The organism is Actinokineospora xionganensis (assembly GCF_014323725.1).
Lineage (GTDB): Bacteria > Actinomycetota > Actinomycetes > Mycobacteriales > Pseudonocardiaceae > Actinokineospora > Actinokineospora xionganensis.
The window spans coordinates 1-17,008 of record NZ_JABVED010000021.1 but is presented as its reverse complement, the minus strand read 5'-3'; the positions used below and the strand labels follow the sequence as shown (position 1 = coordinate 17,008).

Genomic DNA, 17,008 nt, shown 5'->3' with positions numbered 1-17,008 from the left:
CCTCCACCCGTATGCTACGTTCCGATCAGTCGATACCCCCTGGGGGTATCAGGAGAAAGGAACCGAAATGAGTCCCGACCCCCGCCGCTGGTGGGCACTGGCCGTGCTCGCCACCGCGCAGTTCATGGTCATCATGGATACCTCGATCATCGCCGTGGCCCTGCCCGAGATGCAGCGCGATCTCGGCTTCAGCGCCACCGGCCTGCAATGGGTCTTCAACGCCTACGCCGTGGCCCTCGGCGGTCTACTCCTGCTCGGCGGCCGGCTATCCGATATCTGGGGCGCCCGGCGGGTCTTCGCCGCGGGTTGGGCCGTCCTCACCGCAGGCTCGGTGGTCGCCGCCGCGGCGAACGACGCGGGCACGGAGGTTCTCGGTCGGGCCGTCCAGGGCGTCGGCGCGGCGCTCATCGCCCCCGCGGCGATGACGCTGCTGATGGTCCTGTTCGCCGGGCAGCCCAGGGAACTGCCCAAGGCCATGGCGTTCTACGGCGCCGCGGCTCCGGCGGGCGGCACCGCGGGCGTGTTCCTCGGCGGCGTCATCACCGAGTGGCTGAGCTGGCCGTGGGTGTTCGTCATCTACATCCCGATCGGCCTGCTCACCCTCGCCCTGATCCCGCGCCTGCTCCCGGCCGTCCCCGGCCGCCGCGGCGGTCTGGACGTGGGCGGTGCCATCGCGGTCACCGGCGGATTGGCACTGGCGGTCTACGCGATCGTCCAGGCCCCGGCCCGCGGCTGGACCTCGGCGGCCACGCTGGCCCAGCTCGGCGCGGCGGCAGCGCTGCTGATCGGCTTCGTCGTGATCCAGCGCTCGGTCCGCAACCCGTTGATGCCGTTGAAGGTCTGGCGCACGCCCGACCTCGCCGCGGCCAACTTCTCGATGCTGCTGCTCGGCGCGGCCTGGATCCCGATGTGGTACTTCCTCAACCTCTACGTGCAGCAGGTCCTCGGGTTCGACTCCTTCGCCAGCGGAGCCGCGCTGGTCCCGATGACCGCGCTCATGATGCTGCTGATGACCACGGTCACCGGCAGGCTGATCGGCCGGTTCGGCACCAAGCGGCTGATCGTCACCGGCCTGGCCGTGCTGGCGGCGGGGCTCGGGATGCTCGCCACCGCCGACCCGGACGGCAGCTTCGCCGCCGACGTCCTGCCCGGCTCATTGGTCGCCGCGGTCGGCATGGCGCTGGTCTTCATCCCGGCGACCATCTCCGCGATCACCGGTGTGGCGCCGCAGGAGGGCGGCCTCGCCTCGGGCGTGGTCAACACGACCTACCAGATCGGCTCGGCGCTCGGCCTGGCCGCGATGACGGCCGTGGCGGACTCCAACGGCGCGGACGCGCTCGGCGACGTCGCGGCGCTGACCGACGGCTACTCGGCCGCCTTCACCGGCGCCGCGGTCGTCGCGCTGGCCGGGGCTGTGGTCGCGGCGGTCACCCTGCGCGGGGCGAAGCGCGCGGCCGCCGACCCGGTGCTGGTCGAGGCGTGACCGCGGGTGGGGCTCACGGGACCTCCGTGAGCCCCACCCGCCGCCGTTCTCCTATTCCTCGGGATCGGAGAGCGGCATTCCCGTGAACTCGGCCCGCGAACTCAGACCGAGCTTTCGCATCGCCTGGCCGACGTGTTTCTCCACCGTCCGGGTCGAAAGGAAAAGCGCTTCCGCGACCTGGCGGTTGGTCTTGCCCGCCGCGACCAGGTCCACGACTTCGCGTTCGCGGGGCGAGAGGTTGCCGCCGTAGCTCTTGCGCCCGCGCGGGGCGCCCTGGCGGAACCGGCGGCTCAGCCGGACGCAGCGGGCGGCGTCCTTGGTCAGGCCCAGCTCGGTGAAGGCGGACGCGGCGGCGTCGAGCAGCGGCAGCGCGGCCTGGATGTCGCCGAGGTCGACCGCCGTGTTGCCCGCGAGTTCGTACGCCACAGCGGCCGTATGCGGCTGCGGCAGCGCGTGGTATTGCTTGGCGGCGCGGGTGAAGCGGTCCACCGCCTCGTCCCCGGTGGCGAGCAGCCCCCGGCACAGATCGAGCGCGGCGCAGGCCAGTGGCGCGTCGCGGCCCTCGATTCCTTGGTCGAACTCGGTGACGATGGCCGCGGCGTCGCCTGCCCGTCCAGTCCGCAGCAGGGCGCGGGTGGCGGGCGGGAGCAGGTCCGCGGCCCACAGCCAGTTGCCCTTGTGCCGGATGGCGGCCAGCGCCCGCTCCACCCCTACCGCCGCCGCGGCCACGTCGCCGCGGGTCAGGGCCAACGTGACCCGGCCCGCCGCGATCGCCGCGCAGATGGGCGCGTTTTCGAGCGCGGCGGCATGTGCGTGGTCGAGGTGTCGGATCGCGGTGTCGCGGTCGCCGCGGGCGATGGCCAGCCACCCCAGGGCCAGCCAGGCGTCGGCGGCCAGATAGGCCATGTCCCCGGCCTGGTCGATGAGTTGCGCTCCGTCCTGCTCCAGGCTCGTCCACCGGCCTGCCGCCGAGTCCAGCCGCAACTCGGTTCCGGTGGCGAGCATCGACAGGAACGGCACGTCGGTCTCGGAAAGCAACTCGCGGCCGGTGACCAGCGACTCCCGGGCGCGGTCGTGGTGGCCGAGCCACGCGGCGGCGTCGGCGAGATTGATGTGCGCGCGGGCGAGCTGCCTGCGGATCTTGACCGAGCGGCCGGGCCGGGGCAGTCGCCCGGCCGCGGTCCACGCGGCGGGATCGCCGAGTTGCGCGAGCACGGTCACCTCGTTGGACCGCACGGCCATGAGCCGCTCGTCGTCGATCGGGGTCGAGTCCGCGATCCGCAGTGCCTCGGCCAGCCAGCGCAGGTGGTCGCGCACCGGCCTGGTCCCCGTGAACGGCAGGGTGAGCGCCGCGTAACCACGGGCGGCCAGGGCGGGTTGGCTGTCCAGGTCGTGCAGGGCCATCTCGATCTCGCCCTGGGCGTCCTCGACCCGGCCGACCTGGTTCATCAGCAGCAAGCCCAGGTTGAGTCGGACCTCCCCCCGCGCGCGGGGGCCGAGCGTCTCCTCCCGCAGCACGCTGCGCAGCCGCTCGACCGTGCTGTTGCCCGCGATCCCGTTGATCACGACCCGGCTCAGCCGTACCGCCAGGGTGTTGCGGTCCCGCACGGGCAGCGCGTCGTCGGCGAGCGCGGCCTCGAGCACCTGCAGGGCGAGGGCGGTGTCGCCGACCTGGGTGGCGTGGTCGACCGCGGCGAGGGTCCGGCGCACCCAGTTGGCCAGGTCACCGGCCTGCCGGTGGTGGTGGGCGAGCCGGACGACCCCCGATCCCGGGGCGGCGGCGAGCAGGTCGGCGGCCCGCGCGTGCATGCGGCGGCGCAGCGGGCCCGGGATCGACACGTACACCGCCTGGGTCGCCAGCGGATGGCGCAGGGCGTAGCGTTCGGCGCCGACCTCGTGCAGCACGGCGCCGTCCAGCGCGTGGGTCAGCGCGGCCTCGACGCCGTCGTCGGTGAGACCCGCGACCGCGGCCAGATCGGCTTCCGTGGCGGCGGTGTCGAGCACCGCGGCGGCTTGGACGACGGTGGTGACGGCAGGCCCGAGGCGGGCGAGCCGGTCGGCCAGGGTGTCGCGCAGCAGGATCGGGATGTCGACCTCGTCGAGCGCCCTCGGCCGCGGCACCAGCCCGCCCTCGCGGACCTCGCGCAGCAGTTCCTCGACCACGAACGGGATACCCGCGGTCCGCCGGTGCAGTTCCCGGGCGAAGTCGTCGGGAACCCGTTCGGTGCCCAGCAGGTCGGCGGCGAGCTGTCCGACGTGCCCGGGTTGCAGCGGCCGCAGCCGCACCAGGGTGTTTCGGCCCTCGGCCAGAAGCACGTGCGCCCCGCCGGGCAGCAGCGTCCCGTGCTGGGTCGGGTGGCTCTCCCGGCGGTAGGTGAGGACCACCGAGAGGTTCGGCGTCGGCGGGCAGGTGAGGAACCGGAGCAGGTCCTGGGTGCCCTCGTCGGCCCAGTGCACGTCCTCGACGACCAGCAGCGTGGGCCCGAAGGCGGCCAGCACCTCGCGGACCGCGCGGAAGACCTGGTGTCGCTCGGTGGCCACGTCGCCGCGTGAGGGCTCGGGCGGCAGCAGCGGCGCCAACTCGGGCAGCAGCGGACGCAGCGCGCCCGCCAACGGGCTCAGCGTCGCGGCGACGCCTTCGAGGAGGGTCCGGGTGTCACGGAGGATGTCGACCACGGGTCCGTACGGCAGCGGCGCCCGCATCGGTTGGCAGGTGCCGAAAAGCACCGCGCGTCCCTCGGGGGCGATGCCCCTGAGCAACTCCCGCACCAGCCGGGTCTTGCCCACTCCTGCTTCGCCCTCGATAAGCACGACCGAGGGGGGTCTCCGGACGGTGAGCGCGACTTCGGCCAGTTCCGCCGACCGCCCCACCAGGGCGGCGACGCGCCGAATCGTGGGAATTCTCCTTCCGGGCACGATCGAACATTACGTGTCTATCCATTTGGGAACACATAAGAAGGAGTCATAAGCAGAATGGATGGATGGGGAAGTCCGGGTTGGCAGGTTTACGACGAATACTGGGTCGCCGCACGGAGCGTCATCGCGCGGAACGGGTTCCGCCGTTCGTGTACGCATGATCGCGGGGAAGCCGGAATCGTATGCATACCTCGGCATGCCTCAGTAGACTGCCGCGAATCTGACCTGACAGCAGGGTGCCGGAAATGTCGAACCCAAGACAGCGATCGGATATCGCGCCGTCTTCTCCCGACCGTGGTCGGACGGTGCTCGCGCGCAAGTGGGCCTACCTGCTCAGCAGCGCTGTGTTCGTCCCGCTGTCCGGCGACGAGCTCGACGCCGAACTCGGCGAGCAACTCGGCGTGCTCTGCGCCTCGGTGCACGCCAAGTCGTTTGTCGCCGCCCCGATCGAGGCCTTGGGCGAGCGCCTGGTGTCGCTCGGCAACGTCGGCGAGCAAGGTCTGCGCTGCACCCTCGAGGTCCTCGGCAAGGGACTGCTCGCGCTGTCCGAGTTCCAGCCCGTCGACCGGTTCGCGGAGCGGATCACCGTCGTGCTGGGCACGCTGGCCTGCGGTTTCGTCTCGGCCAACCAGCGCGCGGTGCTCGACCAGCAGGAGAGCATGCAGCGTTCGCTGCTCAAGGCGATCCAGGACGCCCAGTGGAGTCTGCGGGCGAGCGAGGCCCGGTTCGACGAGGTGGCGACGTCCTCGGCGAGCGGAATCATGATCATCGGGCTGGACGGCAGGCTTGTCCGGGCCAATGCCGCGATGGCCGAGATCCTCGGTTACTCCCCGGCCCAGCTCACCGGTGTCGGGCTCTACGACCTGGTGCATCCGGACTCCGTCCGGTCGCTGCGCGCGGGGATGCGCTCGCTGCTCGACGGCACGCGGGAACGGGTCCGCCAGTCGCAGCGGCTGCTGCGCAAGGACGGCGACGTCGCCCGGATCTCACTGGCCGCCTCGCTGCTGCGCGGGCTCGACGGCCGCACCAGCCAGGTCGTCGCCGTGGTCGAGGACGGTACCGAGCTGATGCTGCTGCGCCACGAACTGCACCGGCAGTCGCTGCACGACCCGCTCACCGGCCTGCCCAACCGCCAGTTCTTCGGCACCCGCGTCGAAAGCGCCTTGCGACGGGCCGACCCGGCGCACGGCATCACCCTGTTCCACCTGGACCTCGACGGCTTCGCGATGGTCTGCGGCGGGCTCGGCAGATCCGCGGGCGAACAGCTGCTGGTGCACGTCGGGCAGCGGCTCAACGCCGTCATGGCGGGGGAGAACGCCATGGTCGCCCGCTTCGACGGCGACGAGTTCGGCATCCTGCTGGAGAACTCGGCCACCACCTCGGATGTCGCCGCGATCGTGTCGCGGATCAACACCGAACTCACCAAACCGGCCTTTGTGGACGGTCATGGCCTGGCGCTGTCGGCGAGCATCGGCGTCGTGCACCGCCCATCGCGCGACCTCGACCCCGCGGAACCGCTACGGGCCGCGGACTTGGCGCTGCGCCGGGCCAAGGCCGGGCGGCGCGGCCAGTGGGAGCTCTACCACCCCGACCAGGACGCCGCCGACCGCGGCTCCCATGCCCTCGCGGTCACCATGCCGGGGGCGTGGGAGCAGGGCCAGTTCGGCGTCCGGTACCAGCCGGTGGCACACCTGGCCGACGGTCGGACCGCCGCGGTCACCGCGACCCTGCGCTGGGACCGCCCGGGACAGACCCCGCTGCACCACGACCGGTGCGCCGAGCTGGCCGAGCAGACCGGCTTCATCCTGCCCCTGGGCGAATGGCTGCTGCGCGTGGCGTGCGGCCAGGCGTACTGGTGGCACAAGGGGAACGCGGTCGACCTGCCGTTGACCCTCGGCCTCACGGCGCACCAGTCCACCGACGCGGACCTGGTGTCCAGGGTGGTCCGGGTGCTCGAGGAGACCGGCCTGCCCCCGGACCGGCTGACCCTCGGCATGCCCATAGCCGCGGTGGGGATCGCGGAGGCTCTCGACAACCTGACGGTGCTGGCGGACATGGGCCTGGGCATGACGCTCGACGATTTCGGCCTGAGCCCGGACGACCTGTCCGCCGTCGAATCGCTGCCCGTGACCGGCGTGCGGGTGGCCCGCAGGCTCACCGACCGGCTCTCCGGGGTCGGATCGACGGTCGTCAGCACCCTGCTGGGCGCGGTCCACCAGGCGGGCGCCGCTGTCACCGTCGTCGGCGTCCGCGACCCGGAACAGGCCCAGTGGTGGACCGAGGCGGGCGCGGACACCGCGATCGGCGGCCTCTACGGCCCCGCCGGTCCACCGGGCGACATCGTTGCAGGCTTCCGGGCCTGAGGCACAGGTCTACGCACAACTGCCTGTCGACAACTCGGCAACTATCAGCGCCGCCTGCGCACGGTCCAAGCGGCGATCTGTGCCCGGCTCGAGAACCCGAGCTTCGTCAAAATGTTCCCGACATGTGTGTCCGCCGTCCGCCGGGCGATGACGAGTCGCGCCGCGATGTCCGCATTTGTCATCCCCTCCGCCACCAGCTCCGCGATCTCCGCTTCCCGCTGCGTCAACGGATTGTCCGGTTCGTTGGGCTCGATCGGCTCGCCGCCCAGGGCGTACTGCCGTCGCTCGGCCGCGGTCATCGCCCGGCCCGTCGCGTGGGCGTGCTCGAAAGCCGCGTCGCCCAAAGCTTTCCGGGAGTTGTTGCGATGCACCAGGTGGGGCATCGACACGGCGACTTCCGGGGCCGTTCCCATGTCCGTCCACAGCGGTGCCGCCGCGCCGAAGAGGGTGGCGGCTCGGGTGTGGTCGCCCTGGCGGTCGGCGACCCAGGCCATGCTCTCCACGTGGAACGCCTCGCCGAACGAGTTTTCCATGGCCACGTCGGCCAACAGCCCTCTCCGTGCCGCTTCGGCCGCTCGGTCCACGTCTCCGAAGTCGACTTCCACCATGGTCACGCCGAACATCGCCATGGCTCGATGGTATTTCTCGCCGTGTGACTCGCAGAGGTCGATCATCCGGTCGAGCGCGGCACGGGCGCCTTCGATGTCACCGCCGTAGGCGACGGCGACGCCTTGGATGAACAGCGGGTGCAGTTCCCGGCGGACCGCACCCAGTTCGCGGAAGCCGGTGGTGGCGGCGGTGGCGAGTTCGGCGGTGCGCAAGTCCAGCGAGATCAGCGCCTCCAGGCTGCGCACGTATCCCAGATAGGTCACCAGGAACTTGTCTTCGCCGTACAGCTTCTCGGCTTCGGTCAGCCGTCCGGCGGCAGTGTCCATATCGGACTGCCACAGCGCGTGCAGCGCGGCCACACCCAGGGCGAACGGTCGGTCGGGGTGGTCCTCGGGCGTCGCCGCCAGGGCCCGGTCCAGCCACATCCGCGCCTCGGTGATGAACCCGCGCAGGCTCCAGTACTCGTCGAGCCGCGCCGCCATGCGCAGCGCCACGTCGGCTTCGCCGGGTTCGGTGAGGCACCAGTCCAGGGCGGCCCGCAGGTTGGCGTGGTCGTCCTTCAACCGCGCGACCCACGTGAGCTGGTTGGGGCTCGCCCACTCGTCGTCGGCGGTGGCGGTCAGCCGGTCGAACCAGTCGCGGTGCAGTCGCGCGACCCGGGCCCGCTCGCCGGACTCGGCCAGCCGCTCTTGGCCGTACTCGCGCAAGGTCTCCAGCATCCGGTAGCGCGCGTCGGCGTCCGTCGCGTCGCGCACCAGCACGGACTTGTCCAACAGCGCGTCGACGAGATCGAGCACGTCGGCGCTGTCCACGCCCGCGCCCGCGCAGACGGACTCGGCCGCGGACACGTCGAACGACCCGGCGAACACCGACGCGCGGGCCCACAGGGCCTGCTCGTCCTCGGTGCAGAGCTCGTGGCTCCAGTCGATTGTGGCGCGCAACGTCTGCTGCCGCTGGGGCGCCGTCCGCGGCCCGGCGGTCAGCAGCGGCAGCCGCCTGCCCAGCCGCTCGGCGATCTGCCCCGGCGACAGCGACCGAATCCGCGCCGCCGCCAACTCGATCGCCAGCGGCAGCCCCTCCAGCCTGCGGCACAACAAAACCACGTCCGCGCAGTTCTCCGTCGTCAACGCGAACGTCGGCCACACCGCCACGGCCCGGTCGACGAAAAGCGACACACTGTCGTAGCGCGCCAACTCCTCCGGCACACACGGCCCGGTGTCGTCGGGCACGGGCAGCGGGGGCACGGTGAACAGCCGCTCGCCCGCGATGCCCAGCGACTGCCTGCTTGTGGTCAGCACGGCGACGTCCGGGCACTGGGTCAGCACCTCGCGGACGAAGTCCGCGCAGCCGTCGACCAAGTGCTCGCAGTTGTCCAGCACGAGCAGCAGCGAGCGTTCCCGCAGGTGCTCGACGACGGTCGACAGCACCAGCCGGGTGGACCGGTCACCCAGCCCCAGCCGATCGGCGACCAGGTTCGCCACCAGCGCGGGGTCGCGCAGCTCAGCGAGCCCGACGAACACCACACCGTCGCGAAAGTGGCGGGCCGAGTCCCGCATGACCCGGCTCGCCAACCGGGTCTTGCCGACACCGCCGGGGCCGGTCAGCGTGAGCAGCCTGCCCGCGGCCAACAACTGCCGGGCCCGCGCGCCTTCGCGCCGCCTGCCGATGTAACTGGTCAACTCGCTGGGCAGTGTCCACACCTCACCAGACGCGGGTTCCGGAACGGCCCAATCTAACGCCTAGGTTGGTCCACATGAGTGATGCCGCGCGCACCCGCCGCAGCTACGACCTCGTCGCCGAGCGGTACGCCGCCGAACTGGGTGACGAGTTGCGGCACAAGCCGCTCGACCGCGCCCTGCTCGACGCCTTCGCGGAGGTGGCGGGTGGTCCTGTCGCCGACCTCGGCTGCGGCCCGGCGCATGTCGCCGCCTACCTCGCGGGCCGCGGTGTCCCCGTCGTCGGCATGGATCTCTCACCCGCGATGTGCGCCGCCGCCGCGAAGTCGGGCATCCCGGCGTCCGCCGCCGACCTGATCGCGCTCCCCATCCGGTCGCACGCGCTGAACGGCCTCATCTGCCTCTACGCCGTCATCCATCTCGACACCGACCACCGCGCCGCGGCCTACGCCGAGTTCGCGCGGGTCCTGAGCCCAGGCGGCCACGCCCTGATCGCCTTCCACACCAGCGACGCCGACCTGCCCACCGGCGGCGCGCGACACCTCGACGCCTGGTGGGGCCATGACGTGGACCTCACCTTCCACTTCCTCGACCCCGCCGCGGAGACCGATGCCCTCGCCGCGGCGGGGCTGACCGTCGTCGCCCGGCTCGACCGGGCGCCGCACGGTCACGAACACGCCAGCAACCGTTGCTACCTGCTCCTGCGCCGGTCGCCGACTGACTGATGCCGGAGTCGTCCCCCCGGCTTCGGCGCGGTTTGAGGCTTGCGCGTCGGAGGCTCGGGCTGCGACCATCGCCGGCATGACTGAACGAAAGGGCGTGTTCGCCCTGGCGCTTTGAGCGCCCGCACACGGCGGCGGTACCGCCGTGTTCCGGACAATCCCGACCGGGCCGTCGAGCTCTGGCAGCGGATAGTCGATCTCCGAACCGAGTGGCTCGACCACGCGCTGTCCACCGCCCCCGCGGATCGCGGCGCCGCTGAGCACGCGATCTCCGGCCTGTACACGCTGCTCGGCCACGCACCACCAGAGTTCGTGTGGGTGGGTTCACCCGCCGCCGCGACCCGGCTCCTCCCCAGAGCAGCGCAGTCGTTGGCCTTCGACGGTCCGCAGCCGTTGGAGAACAGGTTGGCGACACTGGTCGCGTCGATGCGGAAACGGCTGGACCAGCGCGTCGGCGACAATCGGGAGTGGTTCCGACCACCCGTGCAGGACCCGGTCGCGATGCTGCGTCCCGGGACCTCCTTGCGGCTCGTCCTGTCGAGGGAAGTGCACGACAACCTGCGCGGTGTGGTCCGAGGCTCTGTTTCGGGCCTGATCCGCGCGACGCTGCCGGAGCGACTGGGCCTGCTGTGGTGGGGCCAGCACGACGCCCACTGGATCGCCCACTACGAAGCGCATCGCCGGGTCGGGGGTGTGGACTTCGGGCGGGACACCGCGCAACTGGAGCTTTGGGCCACCCTCGGCCGGTCCTGTGGCTGGTGGTGGCCTCGCGAGGACGTCTGTGTGATCGCGGACCGCCCGTCGTCCGTCCACACCGAACCCGAGCTGCGGCTGCACTGCCCGGACGGTGCCGCCGTCACCTTCCGGGACGGCGAGAAAGTCCATGCCTGGCACGGAACCCGAGTGCCCGCCTGGGTTATCGAAGCCCCCACGGCGGACCGCATCGCCGTGGAGACCAACATCGAAGTCCGCCGCTGCGCCATCGAACGGCTCGGCTGGGGAACCTTCATCGAACAGGCGGGCCTGGCTCTTGTGCGGCGGGCCGACGACCCCGGCAACCCCGGCTGCGAACTACGCCTCTACGACCTGCCCTACCAGTGGGGCCCGCAGACCCGCCTGCTCCTGGCCATCAACGGATCCCTTGAGCGCGACGGCACCCGCCGCAAGTACGGCCTGCGCGTGCCGCCCTGGTTCGACGACCCCATCGACGCCGCGGCCTGGTCCTACGGCCTCACCGGCCCCCAGTACGCCCGGCTCCAGCGCCGGACCTGAACCCCATAGGTGATCACATGAAGCTCGCAGAACTTCTCGACCGCACCAGCCTCGACGTCCTGGACCACTTGGAACGGGAGATCACCGTCGCGGTGATCGACGGCCTCCAAGCCCAAGGCGACCTGATCGTCATCCCTCTGGATCTGCTCACCACAGTCACGGCCCAAACCTGGGCGCGGTGGAACCCGGTCCCCGCGGGCGGTGTGGAACTGGTTCGGGGCGTCGCGGGCAACAACCCGCACACCCTCGCGGCCGACCCGGGCGCGTGCCGCTACACCGCCGAGGTCCGCGACCCCCTCGGCCTTGGCATCGCGATAGTCGAGAACACCGCCCCGGCCTACCTCATCCACCCCGAACACGGCGGCACCGGCATAGCCCCGGGACGCTGGCTGGTGCGCCGCCAACAGGAACGCGGCACCGGCTTCCGCTCCCGCCGGGTGTTGATCGCCGACTGACTTCGCGGAATCGGCGTCCGCACGCGACGCCGCACACGCAGATCGCGTGTGCGGCGTTTCGTGGGGCAGTGCGTCAGGCGCGGTGGAACCGGATCATCGGTTCCGCCTTCGGGGTCCCCAGGTCACGCGCGGACTCCGCCGACTGCACCGACGGTCCCACCGGCTTGCTCTGCGGGTACCGGTAGAAGGTGCCGACGACGTCCACCAGGAAGTTGGTCGATCCCGCGTTGTTGTAGACGTGGAACCCGTTTCCGGGGCCGACCATGGTCTGCACGGCGTTGGGCACGATCGATCCCGCGGCCGGGTTCAGATTGGACGTGCCGGGCCTGCTCACGCCGTCCTCACCCGCGGGCCACACCGTCAGGTACGTCGAGGCGGTCGGCTGGACCGCGGTGACGTTCGTGGCCAGCGCCCGGGTGTCCGGCCCGGCGATGGTGTCCGGCGTGACGACTGTCGCCGTTGCGGCCGCGCCGAGTGCCGCGGGCCAGCCCTGACCGATCCGGGTGTCGGCGATCCGGGTCGGCACGACGGGGTCGAACCGCAGCCCGTCGGGCAGGGAACCATCGTCGTAGACGCCGACGATGTCCACGATGATGTGGCTGTCGTTGTTGGTGTACACCGCGATCGACGGCGCACCCGTGAGGCTGCCGCAGTCTTCACACGGCATCGTGGGCACGACCGCGAAGTTCGACACCGTGGCGCCCCGGGTGTAGTTCAACGTGGACGTGCTCGGCGCGGTGCCGTTGTATCCGCTCCAGGCGCTGAGATAGCCGGAGGTGACGGGGTCGGTGGCGGTGATGTTGACCGCGAACGCGCGGATCTTCGGGTTGATCGTGGCGCCCCACGACGCGATCGCCTTGATGTAGTAGTCGGCCGGGACCCGGCCCACGCCCCACTCACGGGTGTCCACAAGCCGACCGGGATTGGCCAGCGGGTGGTACTGACCGCCCGTGTAGCTGTTGCAGCAGGTGCGGTCCTTCGCGTAGTACCCGTTCAGATCGGCGATGAGATGGACGGACCCGCCGCTGTTGTACAGGTTGATCGCGCCGTCCGCGCCGAGCTTCACCGTGACCGAGTTGGCGCCGGTCCACCCATGCTTGTAGTTGAGCGACGACACGGTCGGACGCGGCACGCCGGTGGGGTAGATGGAGATGTGCCCGGAGGCGAGCGCGTCGGCGACCGTCACGTTGATGACGACGGTCGACCCCGCGGCCGCCACATGGCTCGGCAACTGCAGGCGGAGTTCCTGGCCCCCGGCCACCCTCGCCACCGGAGCGTTGGTGCCGTTTCGGGTGTCCAGGACACGGTGGGGCGAGAGGGGGTAGTAGGTCCCTCGGTCATCGACGTAGCCGGTGACGTCGAGCAAGCGGGTGATCTTGCCGCCGACGGAGTCCTCAACCAGAGTCAGCAGCGCGTTGTGGTCCCCGACCGCGGGAGCCGTCGCCGTGAAGGTGAGTTCGCACTTCTGGCCGTAGGAAAGGACGTTCCCCGAGCAGGTGTTCGACGCGATCGCGAAGGATCCAGGGCTGCTGCCCGAGAGCGAGGCCGCGCCGAAGGTGGTGGGAAGGGTGCCGTTGGCCTCGACGGTGACCTTCAGCGGCGACCCGGTCAGGCCCACCGCCTGCGAACCGAACCGCACCCGGTAGGGGTCCCAGCTGTCCGCGGCGCGGTAGTCGAGGGACGACTGGAACCTGATCTCGCCGGTGGCGACCTGGTTCACGCCTGAGCACTTCGCCGAGTAGGTGGCGGCGAACGCGGTGAAGTTGCCGGTGGCGTCGTCGTAGACGGCCTCCAAGACCTTGAGCGTGCCCGTTCCACTACAGCTCTGTCCGTCGCCGCGGATGTTGAGCACGGTCACCGAGTCCTGCGGCTCCCAGTGCGTGACCGTGGAATAGGACTCGCCCGCGGTGAATCGGATGCCCTTCGCGGGCGACAGGTCGATGCTGTGCCAGTTGGTGTGGCTGTCCCGGGACGCCTGCATCTGGAACGCGTACCCGTTGGCAGTCTGCTGAAGGACGTTGACCGTGTTGCGCGACGGCTCGTAGGAGAAGTTCCCGTCGATGTAGCCCCAGCCCTCGAAGTGCACGGTGAGGGCCGTGTGCGGTGCGGCGGGCGGCCCACCAGCGGCGGCGGCCGGGGCCACGCCGATCAGCGATGTCGCCGCTATGAGAAGTGCGGTAGCGCAGGCTGCGCCACGAAAAGTGCGCACGCTATCCCCCAGTGATGTCGTTGCGAAAGAAGTGGGTCCCCCGACCAGGGGGCAGGATAGTACGGACCCGGCCGTTGTCGTCCTTTCGAGGCCGGAATGGAACCACCCGGCTGCGTCTACGCCCTGAGCGGACCCTGTCCACAGTGGAGTGGGCCTGGGCGGCCGTCGCGTGGACCTGGGGCGCGGCTGGACACGCGAGAAAGCCCCTCGACCGTGTATCAGCTGATCAAGGGCTTTCTTGGCTGTTAAGGGCTGGTGCCCCCGGCAGGATTCGAACCTGCGCCGCCTCCGGAGACATGGGTCCTCTACCAGCGCAGATGTCTCACTGGTCGTCTCCATAACGGCCTGCCGTAGCCCCCATTTCGGTGGTGCTCATGGCATGAATCATGACACGGCGGGCAGGAGCTCTCGGCTCGAAGTGGCGGCGAGACCCCGTCGTACGGAAGCCACGCGTCGACTGTGTTCCAAGACGGAAGCTCAAGTCGTATGGCTTCGAGCGCCCATCGTTGAGTGCTTGGTCGAGCAGTGCGCTGATGTTGTTGTCGCGGTTGGCTGAGCCTCGGAAAGTCGGGGGTGGGTCAGGCGCGTCCCTGGCGGTAGAGCGCACCTCGCACCATGTCGGGCTGGGTGAGGACGGTCGAGGAGGTAGAGGTATCCCAGTAACGCGAGGTCATGTGGCAGTTCGCCCGTGTGGTGCGCGAGGAGGGTGTTCACGAGCGGAGCTCGACCCTGTTTGTTCGAGCCGAATTCGTGCGTCGCGTCTGCGCAACATCTTGATATAGGCGGTCACGCCTCTTTCAGGGGTTAGCCGGTCGATGATACCCCTCTCGTCCAGGATTTTCTATCTCGATCATACCGATTGGCGCAGGAGATAGAACCCATTCTGCGCCTGCCGAAGGGCGGCGACTGCCCGTTCGGCGCCGGGAAGGAGGATTTCGGCGGCGGAGGGCGGGATTATGGACCTGAGTCGGTCCAAGGTTTCGTGGCAAAAGCCAGTGAGCAATGTGTCTCGATGTTTCGCGCTGTCAAACGTTCGAGGGCATCCAGCGCTGAGAAGAACAGGGCTCTGCGCGGGGCGATGTCACGGTGGGCGACCTGTATTGAGGTGATTCGTCTGAATACTTGTTCTGCGCTGGTGATGCCCTGGATATGCTTGACCGGGACATATACGCCGCTGGTGTCGGTGAACGTCGCAGGGTCGGTCAGTGCGCCGAAGAATTGGTTGAGCCGTTCTCCCCACCAGTCGATGGCGCTCGAAGATGTCTTCGCGCTCAACTGGGGCGTCGGAACTGATTCCGTTGAACCGCGCACCGGGATGAGTTGCAGCCTCTACATTCAGAAATCCTTTCGGAGCCCGAATTCGATCAACACATGTTCGAGCCCACTCGAGGTTTTGCCGAATAGCTCGAGGTGATCTGCTGTGCTGTGTGGGTTCCTTCACGAGGAACCCACACACGACGGCCGGTGCGGGCCGGTGCGGGGCCAGTAGCTACGGCCCCCGGGTGTGACCATCGAGGTCGGCATCGATGAACGCACTCGGTGCTTTCACCTGGCAGGTCGGCTAATACCTGAAGATCTGCCTCCCTCGCCGCGTACGGCCAGGAGGGCCTGCCCTGCCCCGCTGCGGCAAGGCGATCGCGCGGGAGCCGTTCATGAACCGGTCGTCCTTCTTCTGCTCACGCTGCCAACGCACGTGACAGGTGTCTCCTAGATCATCGAGCTACTGACCGTCACATCCCCTGGGGTTTCTCCAGGATTTCGATCACTGACCGTCACTGGGCTATTTGGTTCATTGCTTACCGCCAGCTGGTAGGGAACTGTTCGATCCGTTTGCTCAACCAGCGGATATTCAATCCGCGTTAGGTGTCCTGGGGGCCGCCTGATGTCGCTATATTTGGCATGCCGAAAAACCGTGGGACGGGCGAGAGCGGCGGTCGTCGTCACCGGTCTTGCTCTCTCCGTCGTCTTCGTTCCGGCACCCGCTATGGCCGCTGCCTCTCCCGCTGCCGTCCAGGACGAGCTGCGCACCGAGGCCGAGGCCGTCGTGGCCGCCCGTGCCGGTGGGAAGTCGATTCGGGTGCTGGACGGCACGGACGAGAACACCGAGGTCCGGGCGAACCCGGACGGCACCTTCACGTGGAAGCAGCACGTGCGACCGGTGCGGGTGAAACGCGCCAACCAGTGGGTCGACGTCGACACGACTCTCGAGCGCCGTCCTGACGGCACTGTGGGCCCACGGGCGACGACCGTCGACCTGACATTCTCCGGCGGCAAGCGGACCCCGCTGGTCCGCATGGGCGCCAAGGGCGCCGAGGCGGGCATGGACTGGCTCGGCGACCTCCCCGAACCCGTCCTGGACGGTCCGACCGCGACATACCGCGAGGTGTTCCCCGGTGTCGACCTGACGGTCACCGCGGACGTTCTCGGGTACCAGCAACTGCTGGTCGTGAAGACCCCTGAGGCGGCGCGCAACCCGAAGCTCAAGCGGATCACGTTCGGCAACCATCGGCGCGGCGCGGCCAAGAACGCCGCTGGCGACGAGGTGATCGCCCAGGATGCCCGGGCCATGTGGGACTCCGCGGGCACCCCGATCCCCGGCGCGGCGGGCCCGAACGAGGGCGCGAGCCTGGCGGCGCTCGGCCTGGAGGTCTCGGACGCGGCGATCACCGTGACTCCCGACCAGACCTTCCTCGCCGACGCGGCCACCACCTACCCCGTCTTCATCGACCCGTCGCACAGGTGCAACTCGTGCTCCAAGGCCCACCACGTCGTGGTGCAGTCACACTGGCCGAACGCCGCCAACTTCGACAAGACCGACGGCGACCTCGGTGACCTGAAAGCGGGCTACGTCTGCGAGGGCGACTGCTTCATCTCCCGCACCTACCTGCGGATGCACACGGCAGCGCTGGCGGGCAAGGTCATCAAGTCCGCCCAGCNCTGCTTCATCTCCCGCACCTACCTGCGGATGCACACGGCAGCGCTGGCGGGCAAGGTCATCAAGTCCGCCCAGCTGCACGTGGAGACGATCCACTCGTACCACTGCTCTGGTGCGACCCCGACGCACCTGTACCTGGCTGGCTGGGTGGACGGCAACACCACGTGGAACAACCAGCCTGGGGCGAGCGGGGGCTCGCTGTCGTCGGGGAACGCGACGAAGCACTGGAAGTGGTGCCCGGGCAATCCCGGCGGGATGGACCTGTCAGCGAAGTCGGCGATCGACACGGCTGCGGCGAACGGGTGGTCGGAGACCACGTTCCTGTTGGCGGGTGAGCGTGAGGGCGACAACACCTCGTGGCGCCGGTT

Annotated in this window: 9 protein-coding genes and 1 pseudogene; 6 read left to right on the top strand and 4 right to left on the bottom strand. The window is 69.8% G+C overall.

Translation table 11 applies throughout. From position 1 onward, the window contains the following. Window positions 1-67 precede the first annotated feature (67 nt). On the top strand, window positions 68-1,483 hold the full coding sequence (locus tag GPZ80_RS27300) for an MFS transporter (protein WP_187223962.1): 1,416 nt from the start codon (window positions 68-70) through the stop codon (window positions 1,481-1,483). Window positions 1,484-1,534: 51 nt separating this feature from the next. Here GPZ80_RS27300 and GPZ80_RS27295 read toward each other — a convergent pair whose 3' ends face one another. Beyond that, entirely contained in the window at window positions 1,535-4,399 is a 2,865-nt protein-coding gene (locus GPZ80_RS27295) for a LuxR family transcriptional regulator (protein WP_187223961.1), read from the bottom strand. Between the two features lie 305 nt (window positions 4,400-4,704). On the opposite strand from GPZ80_RS27295, the gene GPZ80_RS27290 reads away from it, so the two are divergent. Next, window positions 4,705-6,762, top strand: coding sequence for a putative bifunctional diguanylate cyclase/phosphodiesterase (locus tag GPZ80_RS27290; protein ID WP_312880609.1), 2,058 nt, complete (start codon window positions 4,705-4,707; stop codon window positions 6,760-6,762). Between the two features lie 44 nt (window positions 6,763-6,806). Here GPZ80_RS27290 and GPZ80_RS27285 read toward each other — a convergent pair whose 3' ends face one another. Beyond that, window positions 6,807-9,050 carry an ATP-binding protein gene (locus GPZ80_RS27285; protein ID WP_246477540.1) on the bottom strand — a complete coding sequence of 748 codons (2,244 nt, stop codon included), beginning with the start codon at window positions 9,048-9,050 and terminating at the stop codon, window positions 6,807-6,809. 74 nt (window positions 9,051-9,124) lie between these two features. On the opposite strand from GPZ80_RS27285, the gene GPZ80_RS27280 reads away from it, so the two are divergent. The 3 genes from GPZ80_RS27280 (at window position 9,125) to GPZ80_RS27270 (ending at window position 11,496) form a co-directional block, all read left to right on the top strand. Then, window positions 9,125-9,772 (top strand): class I SAM-dependent DNA methyltransferase, encoded by a 648-nt coding sequence (locus tag GPZ80_RS27280; RefSeq protein WP_187223958.1) that lies wholly within the window; start codon window positions 9,125-9,127, stop codon window positions 9,770-9,772. 111 nt (window positions 9,773-9,883) lie between these two features. Next, a complete protein-coding gene (locus GPZ80_RS27275) occupies window positions 9,884-11,041 on the top strand; it encodes a DUF6745 domain-containing protein (RefSeq protein ID WP_222719948.1) in 1,158 nt (385 codons plus the stop codon). Window positions 11,042-11,058: 17 nt separating this feature from the next. After that, window positions 11,059-11,496, top strand: coding sequence for a DUF8820 family protein (locus GPZ80_RS27270; protein ID WP_187223957.1), 438 nt, complete (start codon window positions 11,059-11,061; stop codon window positions 11,494-11,496). 73 nt (window positions 11,497-11,569) lie between these two features. Here GPZ80_RS27270 and GPZ80_RS27265 read toward each other — a convergent pair whose 3' ends face one another. Together GPZ80_RS27265 and GPZ80_RS27260 are read right to left on the bottom strand one after the other, a co-directional pair. Further along, entirely contained in the window at window positions 11,570-13,639 is a 2,070-nt protein-coding gene (locus GPZ80_RS27265; protein ID WP_187223956.1) for a choice-of-anchor D domain-containing protein, read from the bottom strand. Window positions 13,640-14,659: 1,020 nt separating this feature from the next. Further along, window positions 14,660-14,980 (bottom strand): hypothetical protein, encoded by a 321-nt coding sequence (locus GPZ80_RS27260; RefSeq protein WP_187223955.1) that lies wholly within the window; start codon window positions 14,978-14,980, stop codon window positions 14,660-14,662. 306 nt (window positions 14,981-15,286) lie between these two features. Here GPZ80_RS27260 and GPZ80_RS27255 point away from each other — a divergent pair. After that, window positions 15,287-15,402, top strand: a pseudogene (locus tag GPZ80_RS27255) (zinc finger domain-containing protein); the annotation flags it as partial. Window positions 15,403-17,008: the final 1,606 nt, after the last annotated feature.